The sequence below is a fragment of the Photorhabdus akhurstii genome, assembly GCF_019090985.1.
GTDB classification, from domain to species: Bacteria; Pseudomonadota; Gammaproteobacteria; order Enterobacterales; family Enterobacteriaceae; genus Photorhabdus; species Photorhabdus akhurstii.
Map to the genome: position 1 here is coordinate 3,282,141 of NZ_CP020335.1, position 18,388 is coordinate 3,300,528.

General features: G+C 41.5%; 17 protein-coding genes. 5 read left to right on the top strand and 12 right to left on the bottom strand.

Going from position 1 to position 18,388, the window contains the following annotated elements:
• Positions 1 to 5 precede the first annotated feature (5 nt).
• Both phoQ and B0X70_RS14165 read left to right on the top strand, forming a co-directional pair.
• Complete coding sequence (gene phoQ / locus B0X70_RS14160; protein ID WP_036781507.1) at positions 6 to 1,469, top strand: two-component system sensor histidine kinase PhoQ; 1,464 nt, start codon at positions 6 to 8, stop codon at positions 1,467 to 1,469.
• An 83-nt stretch (positions 1,470 to 1,552) separates the two neighbouring features.
• A complete protein-coding gene (locus tag B0X70_RS14165) occupies positions 1,553 to 2,674 on the top strand; it encodes a ribosomal protein uL16 3-hydroxylase (RefSeq protein ID WP_036781481.1) in 1,122 nt (373 codons plus the stop codon).
• Positions 2,675 to 2,914: 240 nt separating this feature from the next.
• On the opposite strand, the gene pepT is transcribed toward B0X70_RS14165, so the two are convergent.
• From pepT to lolC, 5 genes are all read right to left on the bottom strand, one after another.
• The gene (gene pepT / locus B0X70_RS14170) at positions 2,915 to 4,180 is read right to left on the bottom strand and encodes a peptidase T (RefSeq protein WP_110087241.1); all 1,266 of its coding nucleotides are present in this window, start codon (positions 4,178 to 4,180) and stop codon (positions 2,915 to 2,917) included.
• 55 nt (positions 4,181 to 4,235) lie between these two features.
• The gene (gene cobB, locus B0X70_RS14175; RefSeq protein ID WP_036781485.1) at positions 4,236 to 5,087 is read right to left on the bottom strand and encodes a Sir2 family NAD+-dependent deacetylase; all 852 of its coding nucleotides are present in this window, start codon (positions 5,085 to 5,087) and stop codon (positions 4,236 to 4,238) included.
• 91 nt (positions 5,088 to 5,178) lie between these two features.
• A complete protein-coding gene (lolE, locus tag B0X70_RS14180) occupies positions 5,179 to 6,426 on the bottom strand; it encodes a lipoprotein-releasing ABC transporter permease subunit LolE (protein ID WP_217469617.1) in 1,248 nt (415 codons plus the stop codon).
• On the bottom strand, positions 6,426 to 7,130 hold the full coding sequence (lolD, locus tag B0X70_RS14185; RefSeq protein ID WP_217469618.1) for a lipoprotein-releasing ABC transporter ATP-binding protein LolD: 705 nt from the start codon (positions 7,128 to 7,130) through the stop codon (positions 6,426 to 6,428). Before lolD ends, lolE begins: the two co-directional genes overlap by 1 nt.
• Positions 7,123 to 8,325, bottom strand: a complete 1,203-nt coding sequence (lolC, locus tag B0X70_RS14190) for a lipoprotein-releasing ABC transporter permease subunit LolC (RefSeq protein WP_217469619.1) — start codon at positions 8,323 to 8,325, stop codon at positions 7,123 to 7,125. Before lolC ends, lolD begins: the two co-directional genes overlap by 8 nt.
• 197 nt (positions 8,326 to 8,522) lie before the next feature.
• Between lolC and mfd the strand changes: the two genes are divergently transcribed.
• The 3 genes from mfd to B0X70_RS14205 all read left to right on the top strand — a co-directional run bounded on the left by mfd (position 8,523) and on the right by B0X70_RS14205 (position 14,632).
• The gene (mfd, locus tag B0X70_RS14195; RefSeq protein WP_110091861.1) at positions 8,523 to 11,969 is read left to right on the top strand and encodes a transcription-repair coupling factor; all 3,447 of its coding nucleotides are present in this window, start codon (positions 8,523 to 8,525) and stop codon (positions 11,967 to 11,969) included.
• Between the two features lie 774 nt (positions 11,970 to 12,743).
• Positions 12,744 to 13,721: an L-tyrosine isonitrile synthase gene (pvcA, locus tag B0X70_RS14200; RefSeq protein ID WP_036805003.1), complete on the top strand. Its 978-nt coding sequence runs from the start codon at positions 12,744 to 12,746 to the stop codon at positions 13,719 to 13,721.
• A gap of 65 nt (positions 13,722 to 13,786) precedes the next feature.
• Complete coding sequence (locus B0X70_RS14205; protein ID WP_036804999.1) at positions 13,787 to 14,632, top strand: TauD/TfdA family dioxygenase; 846 nt, start codon at positions 13,787 to 13,789, stop codon at positions 14,630 to 14,632.
• Between the two features lie 516 nt (positions 14,633 to 15,148).
• Here the strand turns inward: B0X70_RS14205 and B0X70_RS14210 are convergent.
• The 7 genes from B0X70_RS14210 to B0X70_RS14240 all read right to left on the bottom strand — a co-directional run bounded on the left by B0X70_RS14210 (position 15,149) and on the right by B0X70_RS14240 (position 18,229).
• Entirely contained in the window at positions 15,149 to 15,640 is a 492-nt protein-coding gene (locus tag B0X70_RS14210) for a DUF2569 domain-containing protein (RefSeq protein ID WP_217469620.1), read from the bottom strand.
• 422 nt (positions 15,641 to 16,062) lie between these two features.
• Entirely contained in the window at positions 16,063 to 16,461 is a 399-nt protein-coding gene (locus B0X70_RS14215) for a DUF4279 domain-containing protein (protein WP_217469621.1), read from the bottom strand.
• Between the two features lie 68 nt (positions 16,462 to 16,529).
• Positions 16,530 to 16,655 carry a polymorphic toxin type 33 domain-containing protein gene (locus B0X70_RS14220; protein WP_217469622.1) on the bottom strand — a complete coding sequence of 42 codons (126 nt, stop codon included), beginning with the start codon at positions 16,653 to 16,655 and terminating at the stop codon, positions 16,530 to 16,532.
• On the bottom strand, positions 16,634 to 16,915 hold the full coding sequence (locus tag B0X70_RS14225) for a hypothetical protein (protein WP_217469623.1): 282 nt from the start codon (positions 16,913 to 16,915) through the stop codon (positions 16,634 to 16,636). Before B0X70_RS14225 ends, B0X70_RS14220 begins: the two co-directional genes overlap by 22 nt.
• Positions 16,916 to 16,985: 70 nt before the next feature.
• A complete protein-coding gene (locus B0X70_RS14230; RefSeq protein ID WP_217469624.1) occupies positions 16,986 to 17,330 on the bottom strand; it encodes a DUF7957 family protein in 345 nt (114 codons plus the stop codon).
• A gap of 77 nt (positions 17,331 to 17,407) precedes the next feature.
• Entirely contained in the window at positions 17,408 to 17,995 is a 588-nt protein-coding gene (locus B0X70_RS14235; protein ID WP_217469625.1) for a hypothetical protein, read from the bottom strand.
• Positions 17,996 to 18,061: 66 nt separating this feature from the next.
• Positions 18,062 to 18,229 carry a hypothetical protein gene (locus B0X70_RS14240; protein ID WP_217469626.1) on the bottom strand — a complete coding sequence of 56 codons (168 nt, stop codon included), beginning with the start codon at positions 18,227 to 18,229 and terminating at the stop codon, positions 18,062 to 18,064.
• Positions 18,230 to 18,388 lie beyond the last annotated feature (159 nt).

Sequence of the window (18,388 nt, forward strand, 5' to 3'; positions counted from 1 at the left end):
AAAAAGTGCTTAAGCACAAAAAGCAGCCTTTCTCACTCCGTACCCGATTTTTAATGGCAACTGCGGCGGTTATTCTTGCTCTTACCATGTCTTACGGTATTGTCGCCATTGTCGGTTATCTGGTTAGTTTTGATAAAACTGCTTATACACTGCTACGCAGTCAGAGTAACCTATTTTTCAGCCTTGCACAGTGGAATAATAATAAGCTGGATATTTCAGTACCACCTAATTTCACACTGAATAACCCATCATTGGTTCTGATTTATAACAACAAAGGCACCATCCTCTGGCGTCAACGCCATATCCCAAAAGTCGAAAACTCTATTCCCAGTGAATGGTTAAAAGAAGACGGTTTATATGAACTGGATACTGATTTAAAAAGCAGCCGCGACTTACTAAAAAATTCGGCTAACACACAAGGGCAATTAGGTAAACTTGACGCACTTGACGAAAATGAAGATAACGAGCTAACCCACTCCGTTTCCGTCAACAGATATAGCGCGACAGCTCATTTGCCAGCATTAACTATTGTAGTCATTGATACCATTCCACAGGATTTACAAAAAGCGGTTCTGGTGTGGGAGTGGTTCGGCTATGTATTGATTGCCAATCTTATTCTGGTTATCCCATTAATCTGGCTGGCGGCACACTGGAGTTTACGGCCAATTAAATCGCTTATTCATCAGATCAGTTCGTTAGAAAAAGGTGAACGGGAAAAACTGGATGAGAATCCACCGACAGAGCTGCGGGGGCTAGTGCGTAATCTTAATGTGTTGCTCAATAATGAACGCAACCGCTATACAAAATACCGGACAACGCTCGCTGATCTAACACACAGCTTGAAAACGCCACTGGCTGTTTTACAATCAACTCTCCGTTCTTTACGCGACAGCAAACAAATGACTATTCAACAAGCAGAACCTATCATGCTAGAGCAAATTGGCCGTATTTCTCAGCAGATAGGCTATTATCTACATCGAGCCAGTATGCGCAGTGAACACAGCGCCATTATGCGGAAAGTTTCTTCTGTTCCTGCTTTACTGGATAGCCTGTGCAGCGCTTTAACAAAAGTTTACCAGCGTAAAGGCGTCAGTCTCACGTTAGATGTCTCGCCGGAGATCACCTGGCTTGGTGAGAAAAACGACTTTATGGAAGTCATGGGGAATGTGTTGGAAAACGCCTGTAAATATTGCCTTAAATTTGTTGAGATCTCTGTGGCGATCGATCACGATTCGGTAATGATTATTGTCGATGACGATGGTCCAGGGGTGCCGCCTGAAAAACGGGCAATGATTTTCCAGCGAGGCCAACGTGTTGATACTTTAAAGCCCGGTCAAGGGCTAGGATTGTCAATTGCTTCTGAAATTATCGAACAATATAAAGGTGATATCAGTATCAGTGACAGTCCACTTGGTGGCGCCAGAATTTGCGTTATATTCCGATGCCAGCAAATTAATGATGACGATTAGTTAAATATGCCAGTACAGTCTGATACTGGATTTAACTATTGGTTATAATACCCTGAAATTCACTTCACACTCAGGATGTCACTATGGACTATCAGTTGAACCTGGACTGGCAGGCATTTTTGCATAATCATTGGCAAAAACGGCCTTTACTGATCAAACAAGGCTTCCGTCAATTCATTGATCCCCTTACTCCCGATGAACTCGCGGGTCTGGCTATGGAAAATGAAGTTGACTGCCGCCTGGTCAGCCAGAAAAATGGCCGTTGGGATGTCTCTCATGGTCCATTTGAAAGTTACGATCATTTAGGTGAAAAAGAGTGGTCACTGCTGGTACAAGCGGTTAATCACTGGCACCATCCTTCCGCCGCATTAATGCAACCATTCCGCGTATTATCTGACTGGCGGATAGACGATCTGATGGTCTCCTTCTCTGTTCCCGGAGGTGGTGTTGGTCCGCATCTAGACCAATACGATGTATTTATCATTCAAGGAATGGGTCGCCGTCGCTGGCGCATTGGGGAAAAGCTACCAATGGAACAGCGCTGCCCTCACCCCGATCTATTACAGGTTGATCCCTTTAATGCCATTATTGACGAAGAGATGGAGCCAGGCGATATTCTCTATATCCCACCTGGATTTCCGCATGAAGGTTATGCCATCGAAGAGTCACTAAATTATTCAGTTGGTTTCCGCGCCCCCAATTCCCGTGAGCTTTTCAGTAGCTTCGCCGATTATGTGCTGGCTAATGATTTAGGCAGCTATCGTTATAACGATCCTAATCTGACTTTCCGTGAAAATCCGGCACTGGTCCAGCCGCATGAATTATCAGAGCTACATGCCATGATGAACGAGTTATTGGCACAACCTGACACTTTCCAGCAATGGTTTGGTGAATTCATTTCTCAGTCACGGCATGAACTTGATATTGCTCCACCAGAGCCACCTTATGAAAGTGATGAAATTTATGAATTAATGAAACAAGGTGAAAATCTCCACCGACTTAACGGGTTGCGGGTTATAAGGATTGGTGATCAGTGCTTTGTTAACGGTGAATTAATAGATACGCCTCATATTAAAGCGGCTGATGTTCTTTGCCACTATTATGAAATTAATGCCGAAATGCTTGGTGAAGCGATAGATGATGTTCGTTTTATCAGGCTGCTCACTGCATTGGTTAATAGTGGTTACTGGTACTTTAATGATTGATACCTCACCTCAAAAGGTTAATTTCAATAGAGTTATCAAAGATCATTAATTCTGTTTAACACCTGAGTTAGTGATTAACTCACTGCCTTTGAATCAGATCCTCTGATTCAAAGGCAATTTTGGGATTTGTATATTAACGGAAAGCACAAATGAATCATGGTGTTGCTATCACTCACAAGCAGAAAGCAAGACCTATTAATTTATTGCATATATCGAAAAACAACACAGCAAATTATCTACTTAGTTAATGCTGCACAACGACGGACTTATTTCAGATTTTTTAGACAACAATGCGGTTAATTCAGCAATACGCATGACAACATTGACAGCCTGTTCCATCCCTTCCAACGAAACAAATTCATGTTTACCATGATAATTATACCCTCCCATGAATATATTCGGGCAGGGTAGACCACGGAATGACAATTGCGCACCATGAGTACCACCACGAATAGGTTTAATAACGGGTTCAATATTACAATCCAGCATTGCTTGTTTGGCAATCTCAATAACATGCGGATATTTGATAATTTCATCATGCATATTGTAATAATTGTCATCGATAGTCAGTTCGATATAACAACCAGAATGCAACCCTTCACCGGCTTTTTCAGCAATTTTAATCATCTTCTTTTTACGCTCTTCGAAGTTATTCCGATCAAAATCACGAATGAGATAGTGCATTTCAGCACGCTCAACCGTGCCTTTAATACGCTGCAAATGATAAAAGCCTTCATATCCATCGGTATGTTCCGGTGTTTCTTCCGATGGCAATGCCTGATGGATATGGATCGCCAGCGATAATGCATTGATCATGATATTTTTAGCATTACCAGAGTCGATATTATTGCCAACAATCTTAACGGTTACTACTGCCGCATTAAAATTCTCAAATGCCAGTTCACCTACACCACCACCATCTACGGTGTATGCCCATTCAGCATCAAATGAATTAATATCAAAATAGCTTGCTCCCTTACCTATCTCCTCATCAGGTGTAAACGCAATCCGAATATCACCATGTAAGATATTGCTATTTTTCAGACGAACCATTGCAGTAATGATTTCCGCAATACCCGCCTTATCATCGGCACCAAGCAACGTTTTACCATCGGTGGTAATCAATGTTTTCCCTAACATGTTATGCAAGATAGGAAACATAACCGGCGATAACACATCATTACCCGTTCCCAGAGCAATCTCGCCGCCTCGATAATTTTCCAGCATTTGTGGACTAACATTTTTCCCAGAGAAATCAGGTGAAGTATCAAGATGAGCAATAAAACCGATAGCAGGCACAGGCCAAGAGGTATTGGCAGGTAATGTTGCCATCACACAACCATGAGCATCCTGTGCCACATTGGAAAAACCTAATTCGATCAGCTCCTGTTTTAGCGCGTTAGCAAGTTCGAGCTGTCCATGACTACTGGGAATAGTCTTTGCTGACGGCTTTGACTGAGTATCAAAAGATATGTATTTAAAAAAACGCTCTAGTAATCTGTCCATTATTCTCTTCCCCCAGGGATTTTGTTACCTATTATGAGGAAGAGAAACACAATAATTATTGCGTCAAATCAGCTTTAAATTCTTTAATACTATCAATTAACCTTCTGGCATACTCATCTACTATCTTACTAGCCGGTCCATAGTGCTTTTCATCAAATAAACTTTCCACCTGACTCGGTTCTAAGTTCAACTCTACCGTGTGCGCCCCTGCCAGTTTAGCTTCATGTACAAACCCAGCCGCAGGATAAACATGACCAGAGGTGCCGATAGCAATAAAAATATCTGCCTGGGCCAGTGCGGAATAGATCTGTTCCATCTCCAAAGGCATTTCACCAAACCAAACAACATGTGGACGCAATGGCGAGGGGAACTGACAACAATGGCAGCGTTCATCTGTCGTCAAATCGCCTGTCCACTCAAACACTTGCCCAGATTGGCAACAACGAATTTTGAGCAATTCACCATGCATATGCACCGTACGATAGCTGCCCGCCCGCTCATGAAGATTATCGATATTCTGAGTAATCAATAAAAAATTATCGCCAAGCTCACGCTCCAGCGCGGCTAAAGCATAATGCGCTGCGTTCGGTTTTATTTCTGATTGCTGAAGTTGATGACGCCGAGCATTATAAAATGCCTGCACCAATTCTGGATCTTTCTGAAAACCCTCAGGTGTAGCAACATCTTCCACCCGATGCTCTTCCCACAACCCATCAGAAGAGCGGAAAGTCCGAATACCCGATTCGGCCGAAATACCGGCCCCCGTCAATACCACGATGTAAGGTTTTTTCATATTAAGCGCCAATCGATTATCCCTATAAAAAATCCGGCTACGAAATCTCTGCTGTCTCACACGCTTAACCTTACGAAGCCGGCCAAGCCGACTAAGCCGACGACGAACTCGCATACTGACTTCCTTTAAGATTTCTTAAATGCTACTTAGGTTTCTATTTTTTACACCATAACGTTTTGATTAGCTCGTGCCAATAACAGATTGATTATTTCCCACTTAAAATTCGGGCCGGATCAAGTCTACTTGCTCGTCGCGCCGGATACCAACTGGCCAATAAACTCAGAATCAGAGCCGTCGCCAGAACATACAGAACATCCATGCCATGTAACTCAGATGGCAAGAAATCAATGAAGTAAACATCGCCGGAAAGAAATTGATGCCCGATCAACTTTTCCAACCCATGAATCAGCGCTGTCAGATTCAGTGATGCCAACACACCGGCTACAGCACCGGCAATACTGCCCGTCATACCCGTCAGTAACCCATACCAGAGAAAAACTGCCCTAATTTGCCTATCTTTAGCGCCAAGAGTTCGCAGGATAGCAATATCACTACTTTTATCTTTTACCGCCATAATCAAGGTAGAAACGATATTAAAACACGCTACGCCAATCACCAGAATCATCGCCAGATACATAATGCTACGTACCATCTGAATATCATGGTACATATAGCCATAACTTCTCATCCAACTGCTGATATAGACATACTCTTGTGATGCTTCCCCGGCAGACTTTACCCGTTGATCAGCGGCAAATACATCATCAACCTTAAGCGCAATGCCCGTGATTCCCTGTCCATAATCCAAATATTGTTGCGCGTCAGCCAAAGGAATCAGAGCCAGACTATGATCAAGCAAGCCGCTCAATTGAAAAATCCCGCTAACCTGCAAACGAATTCGTTTCGGTTGCAACAATTTCATCTCAGGATCATTGTTCGGGATCATAACAGTCAGCCAATCACCCTGTTTAACCTTCAAGGCGTTAGCAACCCCCTGCCCCAGAATGACCTGTTGATGACCAGCTTGAAAATTTTGCCAGGCATTATCTTGTACAAATTGTGGTAATGAGCTGACCTGAGATTCAGTGGCTAAATCAACGCCTCTCACCTGAACCGCATGTAAGCTGGCACCTTTTTCCATCAAGCCAGTGAAAGTAACATAAGGTGAAGCAGCAACCACACCGGTTGTGTTTTTTACCCGTTCCAATGCAGGTTGCCACTGTTCAAAAGGCTGATGAACCGTATAGATTTCACCATGAGGAACAACAGAGAGGATGCGGTTTCTCAATTCTCGTTCAAAACCATTCATGGCACTCAGACCAATAATGAGAACAGCGACACCAAGCATAATCCCTAGCGTAGAAATCACAGAAATCAGAGATACCATACCGCCACGGCGACGCCCGCGACTAAATCGCAAAGCAGTGACCAAAGAGAGAGGCAAATTCGCCATTACAACGCCCCCGCTAGGGTCAATTTATCCTGTAAATAACCATCACGCATTTCCACCTGACGATTTAATCTGCCGGCGAGATTCAAATCATGGGTGACGACCAGAAATGCCGTGCCTTGCTGCTGGTTGAGCTCGCCCAGTAATGCAAAAATGCTATCTGCATTACGTAAATCGAGGTTGCCGGTAGGTTCATCCGCTAAAACTAAAGAGGGTTCATTCACCAACGCTCTGGCAATTGCCACACGCTGGCGTTCACCTCCCGATAATTCTGATGGGCGGTGATGAGCTCGCTTCTCCAGACCAACAGCCGCCAGCATTTCTAATGCTTTCTTCTGCGCCTGATTACGATTTTTACCGCCGATCAACAGCGGCATAGCGACATTCTCTATCGCATTAAAATCTGGCAACAGATGGTGAAATTGATAAATAAAGCCCAATTCATGATTACGCAGTTCTGCCCTGGCACTGGAAGACATTTTATTCAACGAGCGCCCTTTAAACAGGACTTCACCAGAAGTCGGCGTATCCAACCCACCAAGCAAATGCAGAAGCGTACTCTTACCTGAACCTGAACTTCCCACAACCGCCATCATTTCACTCTGATTGACAGCAAAAGTGACATCTTTCAGCACTTCGGTCAGTACTTGTCCTTCCTGATATTTTTTACACAGATTATTGCACAACAATAGTGGTTGATTATTCATAACGCAAAGCCTCAGCAGGTTGGACGGCAGCAGCACGCCAGGAAGGATATAACGTAGATAATAGGGCAATCGCCATCGCTGAAATTGCGATTGTAACAACCTGTAGCGGTTCAATGGCAACAGGCAGTTCAACCCCTAAGGTCAACAAGCCAATAAGCGGCATTAAGTTATTAAGCTGACTGGAAAGCAGAACACCAAACCCAGTTCCCAGTAAAGTGCCGATGATCCCGGCTCCCGCGCCTTGGATCATAAAAATCGCCATCACCTGACGTCGTACCAGCCCCTGTGTTTGCAAAATCGCCACTTCACCCTGTTTTTCCATGACCAGTAAACCAAGCGAAGTAATAATATTGAACGCAGCCACAGCAATAATCAGGCTTAACAATAAGCCCATCATGTTTTTTTCCATCCTGACCGCTTGGAAAAACTCACCTTTACGTTCGCGCCAATCTTTCCACAACAATCCCTCAGGCAAGTTTTGTAAGCTCAAACTATCTACAGTCAATGGTTCTGAAAGATAGAGACGCCAGCCAGTAATGTGACCTGGCGGATAGCGCATCAGACGAGCCGCATCTTGCTGGTTAACCAGAATCTGTGTGCCATCGACTTCGCTATTAGATGCAAAAGTACCAATAACAGTAAATAGACGCTGACTAGGAATACGTCCCATTGGCGTCAACTGACTTGCACCTGGCACCATCAGGCGAATGCGATCACCACGTTTTACTCCAAGCTCCCCGGCCACTCTTTCGCCCAAAATAACATTGTAGCTACCGGGAGCAAGTTGATGACGATAAGCACCGATCAAATATTCGGCCAGCGGCTCATATTCATCAGAAGTGATGCCCAACATCACACCGACACCGACATTCCGGGCGCTTTGCAATACCACATCCCCCGTCACCAATGGGGTAACCCTGTTAATCTGCTTTAGATCCGCAAGTTCACTAACAGGATGCGCTTTTGGGTCTAGCGAGCCGTTTACCGACGTCACAATCGCCTGTGGCATAAAGCCGAGAATGCTAGTTTCCAATGAACGCTCAAAACCGTTCATCACAGACAATACTGTAATTAATGCAGCAACACCGAGAGTAATGCCAATTGCTGATAGCCATGAGACAAACCGACCAAATTTGTCAGCCGCCCGGCCACGCATATACCGTAAACCTATAAATAATGAGACAGATTGAAACATGAAATCTGTTACGCCCCTGTTGCCAAAGCAAAGTGTTCGGGGATAATAAAGGGTAGTTATATTTTATGGAACCACCAACACCCAGATTCTGTGGTTTTTTTATTTTCTCTCAACCAGCCTGCGTGTTTACTCGAAGACCATATATGCGTCGAAAGCCCGTTGGAATGGACTGAATCATAAAGAACACATTTACGCTTATGTCCTCAAAATATCGTTATGAACTTCCTGAACGCCGCGGTGATAACCGTCAATTAGGTCGACTTATTGGCGCCGCTTGCGCTGTAGAATGTGCTGAAATTATCGAGCGCCATCAAGGGCCTGTTGTACTGATAACCAAAGACATGCAAAACGCCTTGCGTCTGCATGATGAAATCCATCAGTTTACCGATTGCCCGGTTGATCTTCTTTCCGATTGGGAAACACTGCCGTATGACAGCTTCTCTCCTCATCAGGAAATCATTTCCAACCGCCTGTCTACACTTTACCGTCTGCCGACGATGACCAAAGGTGTTTTAATCCTGCCGATAAATACCTTAATGCAACGGGTTTGCCCTCATGAGTACCTTAACGGACATGCATTGGTTATGCATAAAGGTCAGAGACTCTCGCGGGACAAACTTCGTGCTGAATTAGAACAGGCCGGCTACCGTAGTGTCGAACAAGTTCTTGAGCATGGCGAATTTGCTACTCGTGGCGCACTACTTGATCTCTTTCCAATGGGAAGCGAGCATCCTTATCGTATTGATTTTTTCGATGATGAAATCGATAGCTTACGCATTTTCGATGTTGACAGCCAACGCACGCTAACTGAGGTTAAGCAAATCAACCTACTGCCTGCTCATGAATTCCCAACAGATAAAGAGACGATTGAACTGTTTCGCAGCCAATGGCGGGAACGTTTCGAAGTCCGTCGTGACAGTGAGCATATTTATCAGCAAGTCAGCAAAGGTACGCTACCGGCAGGGATAGAATACTGGCAACCATTGTTTTTCAGCCAACCTCTGCCTGCATTGTTTGATTACCTGCCTGATAACACCCTGATTCTTAGCCAAGAAATCAATAATGCCGCTGAACGTTTCTGGCAAGATATTCAACAGCGCTTCGAGAGCCGTAAAATTGATCCAATGCGCCCTCTCCTCCTCCCAGAAGAGCTTTGGCTCCCGGCGGATAAATTATTTTCAGCGCTAAAAAACTGGCCCCGCATTCAACTTAAAGCGGAAGAATTGAGTAAAAAAACGAGCCACGTAAACCTTGATTATCAATTACTGCCCGATCTCTCCGTTGTTGCACAAAATAAGGCGCCGCTGGATAAACTTCGCCGTTTCCTGGAACAATTCAGTGGCCGCGTAATTTTCTCCGTCGAAAGCGAAGGACGAAAAGAAGCATTACAGGAATTATTGTCACGAATAAAGATTAAACCAATTAAAATCAATAGATTAAATCAGGCGCAACAACCCGGTCACTTTTTGATGATTGGTGCCGCTGAACATGGTTTTATCGATACAAAGAATGAATTTGCTCTAATCTGTGAAAGTGACATGCTCGGTGAGCGTATTGTTCGCCGCCGTCAAGATACCCGCCGCACGATTAATACCGATACCCTGATCCGTAACCTTGCTGAATTACGCCCCAATCAACCGGTGGTCCATTTGGAGCATGGCGTTGGCCGCTACCAGGGGTTAACTACGCTGGAAGCAGGTGGTATCCAAGCTGAATATCTGATCCTAAGTTATGCCAGCGACGACAAACTCTATGTTCCGGTATCTTCCCTGCATCTAATCAGCCGCTACGCAGGTGGTGCTGATGAAAATGCCCCATTACACAAATTGGGCGGAGAAGCATGGAACAAAGCCCGCCAGAAAGCAGCCGAAAAAGTGCGCGATGTGGCCGCGGAACTGCTTGATATTTATGCTCACCGCGCCGTAAAACCCGGATTTGCTTTTAAACATGATTGGGAACAATACCAACTGTTCTGTCAGAGCTTTCCATTCGAAACGACCCCAGATCAGGAACAAGCGATTAACGCCGTTCTGAATGATATGTGTCAACCCGTAGCGATGGATCGCTTAATTTGCGGTGATGTAGGATTTGGCAAAACCGAAGTTGCAATGCGCTCCGCATTTCTGGCAGTCCATAATGACAAACAAGTAGCGGTCCTGGTTCCGACAACCCTACTGGCTCAACAACATTTTGATAATTTCCGCGACCGTTTTGCAAATTGGCCCGTACGTATTGAGATGATATCCCGCTTCCGCAGCGCCAAAGAACAGCAGCAAGTCGTTGAAATGGCAGCCGAAGGTAAAGTCGATATTATTATTGGCACGCATAAACTGCTACAAAGCGACCTGCGTTGGAAAGACCTTGGCTTGTTAATTGTCGATGAAGAACATCGGTTTGGTGTTCGCCACAAAGAGCAGATCAAAGCCATGCGTGCCGACGTCGATATTCTAACCCTCACCGCAACCCCAATTCCCCGGACGCTCAATATGGCAATGAGTAGTATGCGGGATCTCTCAATTATTTCGACCCCGCCAGCCCGCCGTCTGGCAGTTAAAACCTTCGTGCGCGAGTATGACAGTCTGGTTGTGCGAGAAGCCATACTGCGTGAAGTTTTGCGCGGTGGGCAGGTCTACTACCTCTATAACGATGTTGAAAATATTGAGAAAGCGAAACTGCGTCTCGAAGAGTTAGTACCAGAAGCACGGTTCGCAATTGGTCATGGGCAGATGCGTGAACGGGATTTGGAACGGGTGATGACTGATTTCCATCATCAACGATTTAATGTTCTGATTTGCACCACCATTATTGAGACAGGCATCGATATTCCAAGCGCCAATACCATCATTATTGAACGTGCTGACCATTTCGGCCTGGCCCAATTGCATCAATTACGTGGACGCGTCGGACGCTCCCACCATCAGGCTTATGCTTACCTACTGACACCACATCCGAAAGCAATGACAACCGATGCACACAAACGTCTGGAAGCCATCGCCTCCCTTGAAGATTTAGGCGCAGGTTTTGCATTGGCAACTCACGACCTTGAAATCCGTGGAGCCGGCGAACTCTTGGGCGAAGAACAGAGTGGTCAGATGACAACCATCGGCTTCACTCTCTACATGGAGATGTTGGAAAGTGCTGTCGATGCACTAAAAGCAGGCCGCAAACCTTCACTTGAAGACTTGAGCAATAGCCAAACTGACGTTGAATTGCGGATGCCTATTTTGTTACCCGATGATTATATTCCCGATGTCAATATGCGTTTGTCTTTTTATAAACGTATTGCCAGCGCCAAGGAAGAATCAGAATTAACAGAATTGAAGGTTGAATTGATAGACCGGTTCGGCACATTACCTAATCCGGGGCGCCATTTATTACAATCAGCAGCCATTCGCTTGTCAGCTCAGAAGTTAGGTATTAAACGAATAGAAGCCCATGAAAAAGGAGGATTCATCGAGTTTAGTGAGAAACATAAAGTCGATCCAACTTATCTTATCGGCCTGTTACAGAAACAGCCCGAAATCTACCGGTTGGATGGCCCCGCTAAACTGAAATTCATCACCGATCTGAACGAAAGAATGACACGTCTGGAATTCATTCAGCAATTACTTGATACTTTTGAACATCATCAAATCCATTCTTAAACCACTGTTAACTTCCCCTATGATTGATTACCAATCTGTGGGGAAGTACTGCAATTTAATTCACATTTCATAACTCCTTTTTTCTACGTAATCCCGCCAAAATCGAGGCCAATATTCATTTGTACTATTGAATAATTATGCTGTGATCTATTCATCAATATTTATTCTAAGATAACAATCCTATGACAATATGCATATAAAATGAAGATTACTAATCTGATTGGATTATGGGAAAATTTTATTTACGAAAGATAATAACTAGATATAGTCATAATAATGGCCTTTATGATCAACCTCATGCAGTAATTTACTTTAATGATATCTTCCCCCATTAAATTCATAATTTTTCCTTATGCAAAAATCACATCATATAATTATTAACAATATATTAATAGCGAAAAAATGCCTTATTTACCTTATTCAGAATCAATTTCAGCAAAAAACGACTAATATAAAATTAGCCTCAATCTCATTGCACATCGCTCATTTAACTTTAACTAGTGTCTAATTGAAGTGATCGTACCAGTTAACGAATGTTTTAATAACCCTATTAAACGGTGCCTTAATGTAACAATCAATCAAATATATTGACTAATTATATAAATCATATTCAAACATATTGTTTATTATTAAATAAATTATTAGATATTCTTAAATATTATATTATCTTTTAATTGCATTATCTTACACTTCGCCTATACCAATTAGTTGAACCGCTATTTATCTATTTTGAAAATAGATATACTTGCAACAAATATATGAGAAATCGTAATTATGCAAATTACCACCGCTAATAATATTACTTCCGAGAATGTTTCCACTAATAATATTTCTATGCAGATTCTGCGTGAGTTGTTGCAATATCGCAGACGCCTTACTGACGCAGGGAGGGATTCGGCTAAAGAAGAAGAGATTGTTAAAACTGTACAATTGCCCAGAATTGAACAATTTATCAAGAACAAAAAACCTATCGAATTTATTTTACCCGCATTCCCAACAAAATCACCAAACAGAAATAAAGTGCTTGGTACTGCTCCCGATATGGCAGAACGTCTATCTTTAATTTTTCTTAATTCTCTTTGCCAGCGTATCCAGCTTTATTATCCACCTGGCGCCCGCATTATTATTTGCTCTGATGGGCATGTTTTCGGTGATCTCATCCACGTCAATGATACAGTTATCAGCCAATATCATGAAGATATTAAACAATTACTTCATGAAGTGGGTGCTATCAATTTAAGTACATTTAACCTTAATGACGATAAGGAACTTTGCGAACATAGTGATGATTTCAATTTACAGAGACATCTGTTAGTCAAACATTATGCCCGCCCGGAAGAGTCTATCAAAGACGAACTGTTGCAAAATAGTGATGGGTTACAATTATACCGTGCGGTCACCCGCTTCTTATATGAAGACAGCTTGTTACCCGGCTATACCGGATCAAACAATGCCCTACAAAAAGATGCCAAACAAAGGGCCGTCGGTGTTATTCAACGAAGTTGGGCATGGGGAAGTTTATTAGATACTCATTTTCCAAACGCCATACGTTTATCTATTCATCCTCAGCCAGCAAGTAGTATTAAACTTGGTATTCATATGATGCCAACCCGGGATGATTGGTTAACCCCTTGGCACGGTGTCGCAGCCAATGTAAATGGACAATTCATACTTATGAAACACAAAGAAGTCCAGATGATGGGTGGAAAGCTAGTTAATATTCATGGAAAACCTAGTCACTATGTAATTTAACTTAATATGGTAATTTAACGTAATATGGTGATTTAAAGAGAAATTATAATTAAAGGAAAATAGCGATGACAGAATTAAATAACTTCCAGACAGAAGAGATAACCCCATTTGGTTTAAAAATTACTCCTCAATATTCCGATCAACATATTGATACATTATCAGTGGAACAACTGAAAGAACTGACTAGAAAACACAATCTGCTTATATTACGTGGTTTCAAATCTGACTTATCTGACCACAAAAAATATGAAGAATATGCCCATAATTGGGGAGAAATAATGATGTGGCCGTTTGGTGCTATTTTAGATGTTCGTGAACATCAAGATGCTACCGATCACGTTTTTGATAACAGCTATATGCCATTGCACTGGGACGGCATGTATAAACCGACCATTCCTGAATTTATTATGTTCCATTGCGCCCACGCACCTGAAAGTGACCAAGGGGGCAGAACAACCTTTGTCAATACTCGTCGTGTTGTTACTAATGCTACTCAACAGCAACTAGAACAATGGAAAAATATATCTATTACTTATCGCATTAATAAGGTCACTCATTATGGTGGAGAGGTTCATTCTCCTCTACTGGAAGAACATCCTGACGGAAACGGATACGTTATCAGATATAATGAACCAGCAATAGATGGAGAAAAATTCCTGAATAAGCATGCTATTGAATACCATAACATCAACCCTGATCAAGTAGCGGAATTTCAGCAAGATTTCATCAAAACACTCTATGATAAACGCCATTTATATGCTCATACATGGAAAAAAGGCGATCTGGTGATTGTGGATAACTTCTCTCTGCTACATGGACGTGAAGGATTTACCTCCAAATCAGAAAGACATTTACAGAGAATTCATATTCAATCCAATCCAGTATTTAATAACCAAGCGTTAAGATCATAGTATTCTTATACGATAAAGAACTAGAAAGATTATTTGATTCCCACTGTAATTTATTGGGAGTCAAATGATCTATCTTTATGAAAAATTGCATTTATTAGTCGAACCCACCGTTTTCTTGAGCAAAATTAAAATCTTTTTAATTATCTCCTTAGCCAGCCTTGATAATCTCAGTATAACATTGACACGTTTATTTTGATTGTAAAAAAATAATTATCAACCAAAATCATTTTGCCATTATAGTCGTTATTAATAGCTGAAATATAAATTCTCTTGACCATAACACTGTTACCCTTTTTCGCCGCACGCTTACGCATCAAGTATAAATTAAATGGTCTGAGTCCAGTAAAATACAGGACTCGGACCTTAATGAAAGCGTGATTTGAATTGTCTGACTTTGGGGAGCAATTCACAAGGCCGAGGTAGTTTTGGCTGTCATATTTTTCAAACAAATATTAATTATAAAAAATTCACCTACTCCCACTGAATATTGTTTATAAAATAGTTTAATTTTAACCATTATTTAATAAATGTCCTTTTAACTCGAATAGATATAATAAAGTAAGGCACCCATACACATGCATAAAACACAGTTCTAAAAAGCAAGAAAAGATGATTATAATCCAGTTTTATTTCATATCCATAATGAGCCAACGCTAAATCGGTGATGACAAATAATGAGGTAAAAACTAACAGGATAATGTAAAACAAAGGTGTTTTCTTCTTTTTTCTAAAGAAGAGAATAGATGTATAAAGTGCAATTCCAAAAATAATTGTAAAACAGAAAAACTCAAATCCTATAAGGATACGTAATTCACCCAGAGAATCATAACTAGAGTTTAAGATTGTCATTGTTTTATATGAACTAAATAAAGAGCTAAATATTGCAAAGATAAGATTTATTGCAGGTAAATAGAGAAACCCGCCAATGCTACTTAATTCTTTCTCTTCACATGCTGCACAAAAGTCTGATTCATGTAATGCTGGGCTTTCACATTTAATACACTTCATAAAATTTCTCTAAATAGTAATTTTAATCCAAAGATTGATTGTTAATTCACGTTAAATCATACAGGTGATAGTATATAAACTAATAACTTGTCAGTCCGATAAATACTCCTATTTTTAATGTAGTTATTTACATCTCCAAGTGAAAAAAAATATTTCACCTTGGCTTTTCCCTGAATTTTTCCTATTAATGCGCTGTAATCACTTTGTAATACCCGCAGTTCTTTGGCAACGGCAACACATTGCTCTGCACCAGTACAGCTTGTTATTCATGCCTGAACCTTATCGTATTCCTGACGATATTTATCCCGGACAACAGAACAGCGGTTGATATCACCCTAACAATTAACCAGTTTCTCACTGCGCGATTGATTCTTCTCCACACTTAGGTGGTTGTTATCGACAACAACTTATTTAATTTTTAACTATATATACAGATCAATGTTTAGTCCCGCATTTAACTCGTCAAGCTCTTTGATCATCATTTTATCCAAACTTATTGCTGGTCTAATTCCTTCTTCTATTTTAATTACTATATTAAACTGATAATCAAGCTCATATTCATTAGCTAATTTTACTAAAACCTTTTTTTTGTCCTGTAGTAATACGAATATTTTTCCTAACTGTTCACCAATATCAAGCGACTCTTCATCACCTGTACTCAAAAGCCAACAACTATCTATTCTAAGGCGTTTTTTACCTAGTATAGGATCGCCTTTCACCCAACATTTTGTTGGTTGAATAGCTAATTTTTCAGTTACATCCCTAGGATTTAATTTATCTCCCGAGATCAAAAAATACACACTCACAGTTGATTTACTCATTCGTTATAACCTTATTTAATGAATTCACCTGTTGGGATACCTTCTCCAGTACCCCCTTTTCTGAAAACTCATAGTTCACCAGTTTCTTTATTTACATAAATATCATATTTCGATATATTTTTCTTACCAACAACATCAGATTTAAGCTCATGGGCATCAATTTCATTCTGTTTTAAATACTTGTCATCAGCCATTTTGATATTTGATGGTTTATGTTCATTCTGTTCATTCTTATTTTGATTATCTTCAGGTGGCTGTTGATTTCCTGTACCACCATACTCCTTCTTCTCTTCATTCGCAGGTTTTCCCCCACATTTGGTTGATTTTCACCATCTACATAATCTGACGAACATACCCGGCCAAAGGAGCATTGGGTGGCTTTATCTATAGACTCTCCCATTTCCTTCAATTTTTTGTCCAAAACTGAAGCTATTGTCTGATTTGCTTCATTCACGGCTTCACCCGTGTTTGAACCCGCTATCGGTGGTGGTGGCATTGGTACAGCTAGAGCATTATTATCCGCCTTATTTTACAACATCTCGTGATAAGAATAGGCCAGTATGAGGATCGAAAAATATTCTTCTTCCATAAAAATCAACAACAAAATATTGCCCTTCAACAACGTTCAATCCTTCATATGGGTAACTGATTTGACCTTCTTTTTGTAAATCTGAAGGCTCTATTTGCCAAAGAAATTCTCCATTATTTGTGTAAGAAAATAGATTATTTAGTCCGTCATCTCCTATAGGAATATCAGTTAAGACAAGAACAGAACCATTATCGATTTCTATCGCCTTAATAATCTTTTGATTAAATATAATTAAGTGCCCATTAACATTAATCTTGTTATCGTTTACTAAGATAGCCATTTTATATCCTATTTTTTCTGAATAGCCCGTTCATTAGTGAATGTACCTGTTCTTTGCCCCATAAGATCAAACTGGGTTCATCCACCTTTATAGCCAAACAGACTATTTGCAGAACCTACTCTCATCTTAGTACCTGCTTTAATTTCAACATCCGCAACGTATTTTGGCTCATATGGCAAAGCAAATTTTTCTTGAATTTGTTTACTACTTAATCCTTTTATATCTTCGGCTTTCATCATCCATCCCCCTCTCATTTGTGAATGAGTACCATCATAAACCCTAACAAATTGCGTGTTAGCTGCTAATTCAAATTCCTTTACTGTAGTTCCTGGAGTATATGGAGGTTGTTCATATCCCTGACTTTTCCACCAATTATTTACTTCTGTTGCTGTTACTTCTTTAATGGGCTTTTCAGGGAGTCGTCCAGAAGTACCTTTGCCCTCATTTATAGATGAAATCGTCGTCTTATTTCCAGTAATACTTTTATCAGCCAGAGAACCTCCTTTCCCCTCAACCACTTCTGTTGACCGATACTTACTTAAAGACAGATATGCTTTCGCGGCTGCAAACTGTATCAGCTTCGCTTCACTGGTAGGTATCCCTCCGGCAACAATTTCCGCCGCTTTCTGTGGCGTCATCTGCTCATTTGATAACACGACATCCAACGGAACACCAAAGAAGTTCCCCCACGCAATAATCAGACCTTTTGCTGGGTCTTGACCCTCAGGGACTTATCCTTTGAGGTAGTGAGTTAAGGCAGCATTTATTTCTTCGGGTGTTGCACCGGATTGGGCCATTTTTTGTGCGAGTGATCCCGCTCCTTCAAAATGTTTAGCGCCTTCGGAACCAAACAGACTCCCCATGCTAAGGGCATTGTTGTCTACAACAACGCATTCCATTGCGAAGTTGACCGATGGACACTGAATTTTCCAATGCAATCAGTCTGTTACAATCAATTCTTCCCGGTACGGTTTGATGCCCGGCCCATAACGCCCCGACGCGACTTTTTAGCCTGTAAGCCACTTTTTCCAGACGTAATGACCCCCCCCCTTTTTAAA

Excerpts from the sequence above, each read along its gene's own strand:
- B0X70_RS14165 (WP_036781481.1), top strand. The coding sequence starts at position 1,553 with ATGGACTATCAGTTGAACCTGGACTGGCAGGCATTTTTGCATAATCAT.
- pepT (WP_110087241.1), bottom strand. The coding sequence starts at position 4,180 with ATGGACAGATTACTAGAGCGTTTTTTTAAATACATATCTTTTGATACT.
- cobB (WP_036781485.1), bottom strand. The coding sequence starts at position 5,087 with ATGCGAGTTCGTCGTCGGCTTAGTCGGCTTGGCCGGCTTCGTAAGGTT.
- lolE (WP_217469617.1), bottom strand. The coding sequence starts at position 6,426 with ATGGCGAATTTGCCTCTCTCTTTGGTCACTGCTTTGCGATTTAGTCGC.
- lolD (WP_217469618.1), bottom strand. The coding sequence starts at position 7,130 with ATGAATAATCAACCACTATTGTTGTGCAATAATCTGTGTAAAAAATAT.
- lolC (WP_217469619.1), bottom strand. The coding sequence starts at position 8,325 with ATGTTTCAATCTGTCTCATTATTTATAGGTTTACGGTATATGCGTGGC.
- mfd (WP_110091861.1), top strand. The coding sequence starts at position 8,523 with ATGTCCTCAAAATATCGTTATGAACTTCCTGAACGCCGCGGTGATAAC.
- pvcA (WP_036805003.1), top strand. The coding sequence starts at position 12,744 with ATGCAAATTACCACCGCTAATAATATTACTTCCGAGAATGTTTCCACT.
- B0X70_RS14205 (WP_036804999.1), top strand. The coding sequence starts at position 13,787 with ATGACAGAATTAAATAACTTCCAGACAGAAGAGATAACCCCATTTGGT.
- B0X70_RS14210 (WP_217469620.1), bottom strand. The coding sequence starts at position 15,640 with ATGAAGTGTATTAAATGTGAAAGCCCAGCATTACATGAATCAGACTTT.
- B0X70_RS14215 (WP_217469621.1), bottom strand. The coding sequence starts at position 16,461 with ATGAGTAAATCAACTGTGAGTGTGTATTTTTTGATCTCGGGAGATAAA.
- B0X70_RS14220 (WP_217469622.1), bottom strand. The coding sequence starts at position 16,655 with ATGGCTGATGACAAGTATTTAAAACAGAATGAAATTGATGCCCATGAG.
- B0X70_RS14230 (WP_217469624.1), bottom strand. The coding sequence starts at position 17,330 with ATGGCTATCTTAGTAAACGATAACAAGATTAATGTTAATGGGCACTTA.
- B0X70_RS14240 (WP_217469626.1), bottom strand. The coding sequence starts at position 18,229 with ATGGAATGCGTTGTTGTAGACAACAATGCCCTTAGCATGGGGAGTCTG.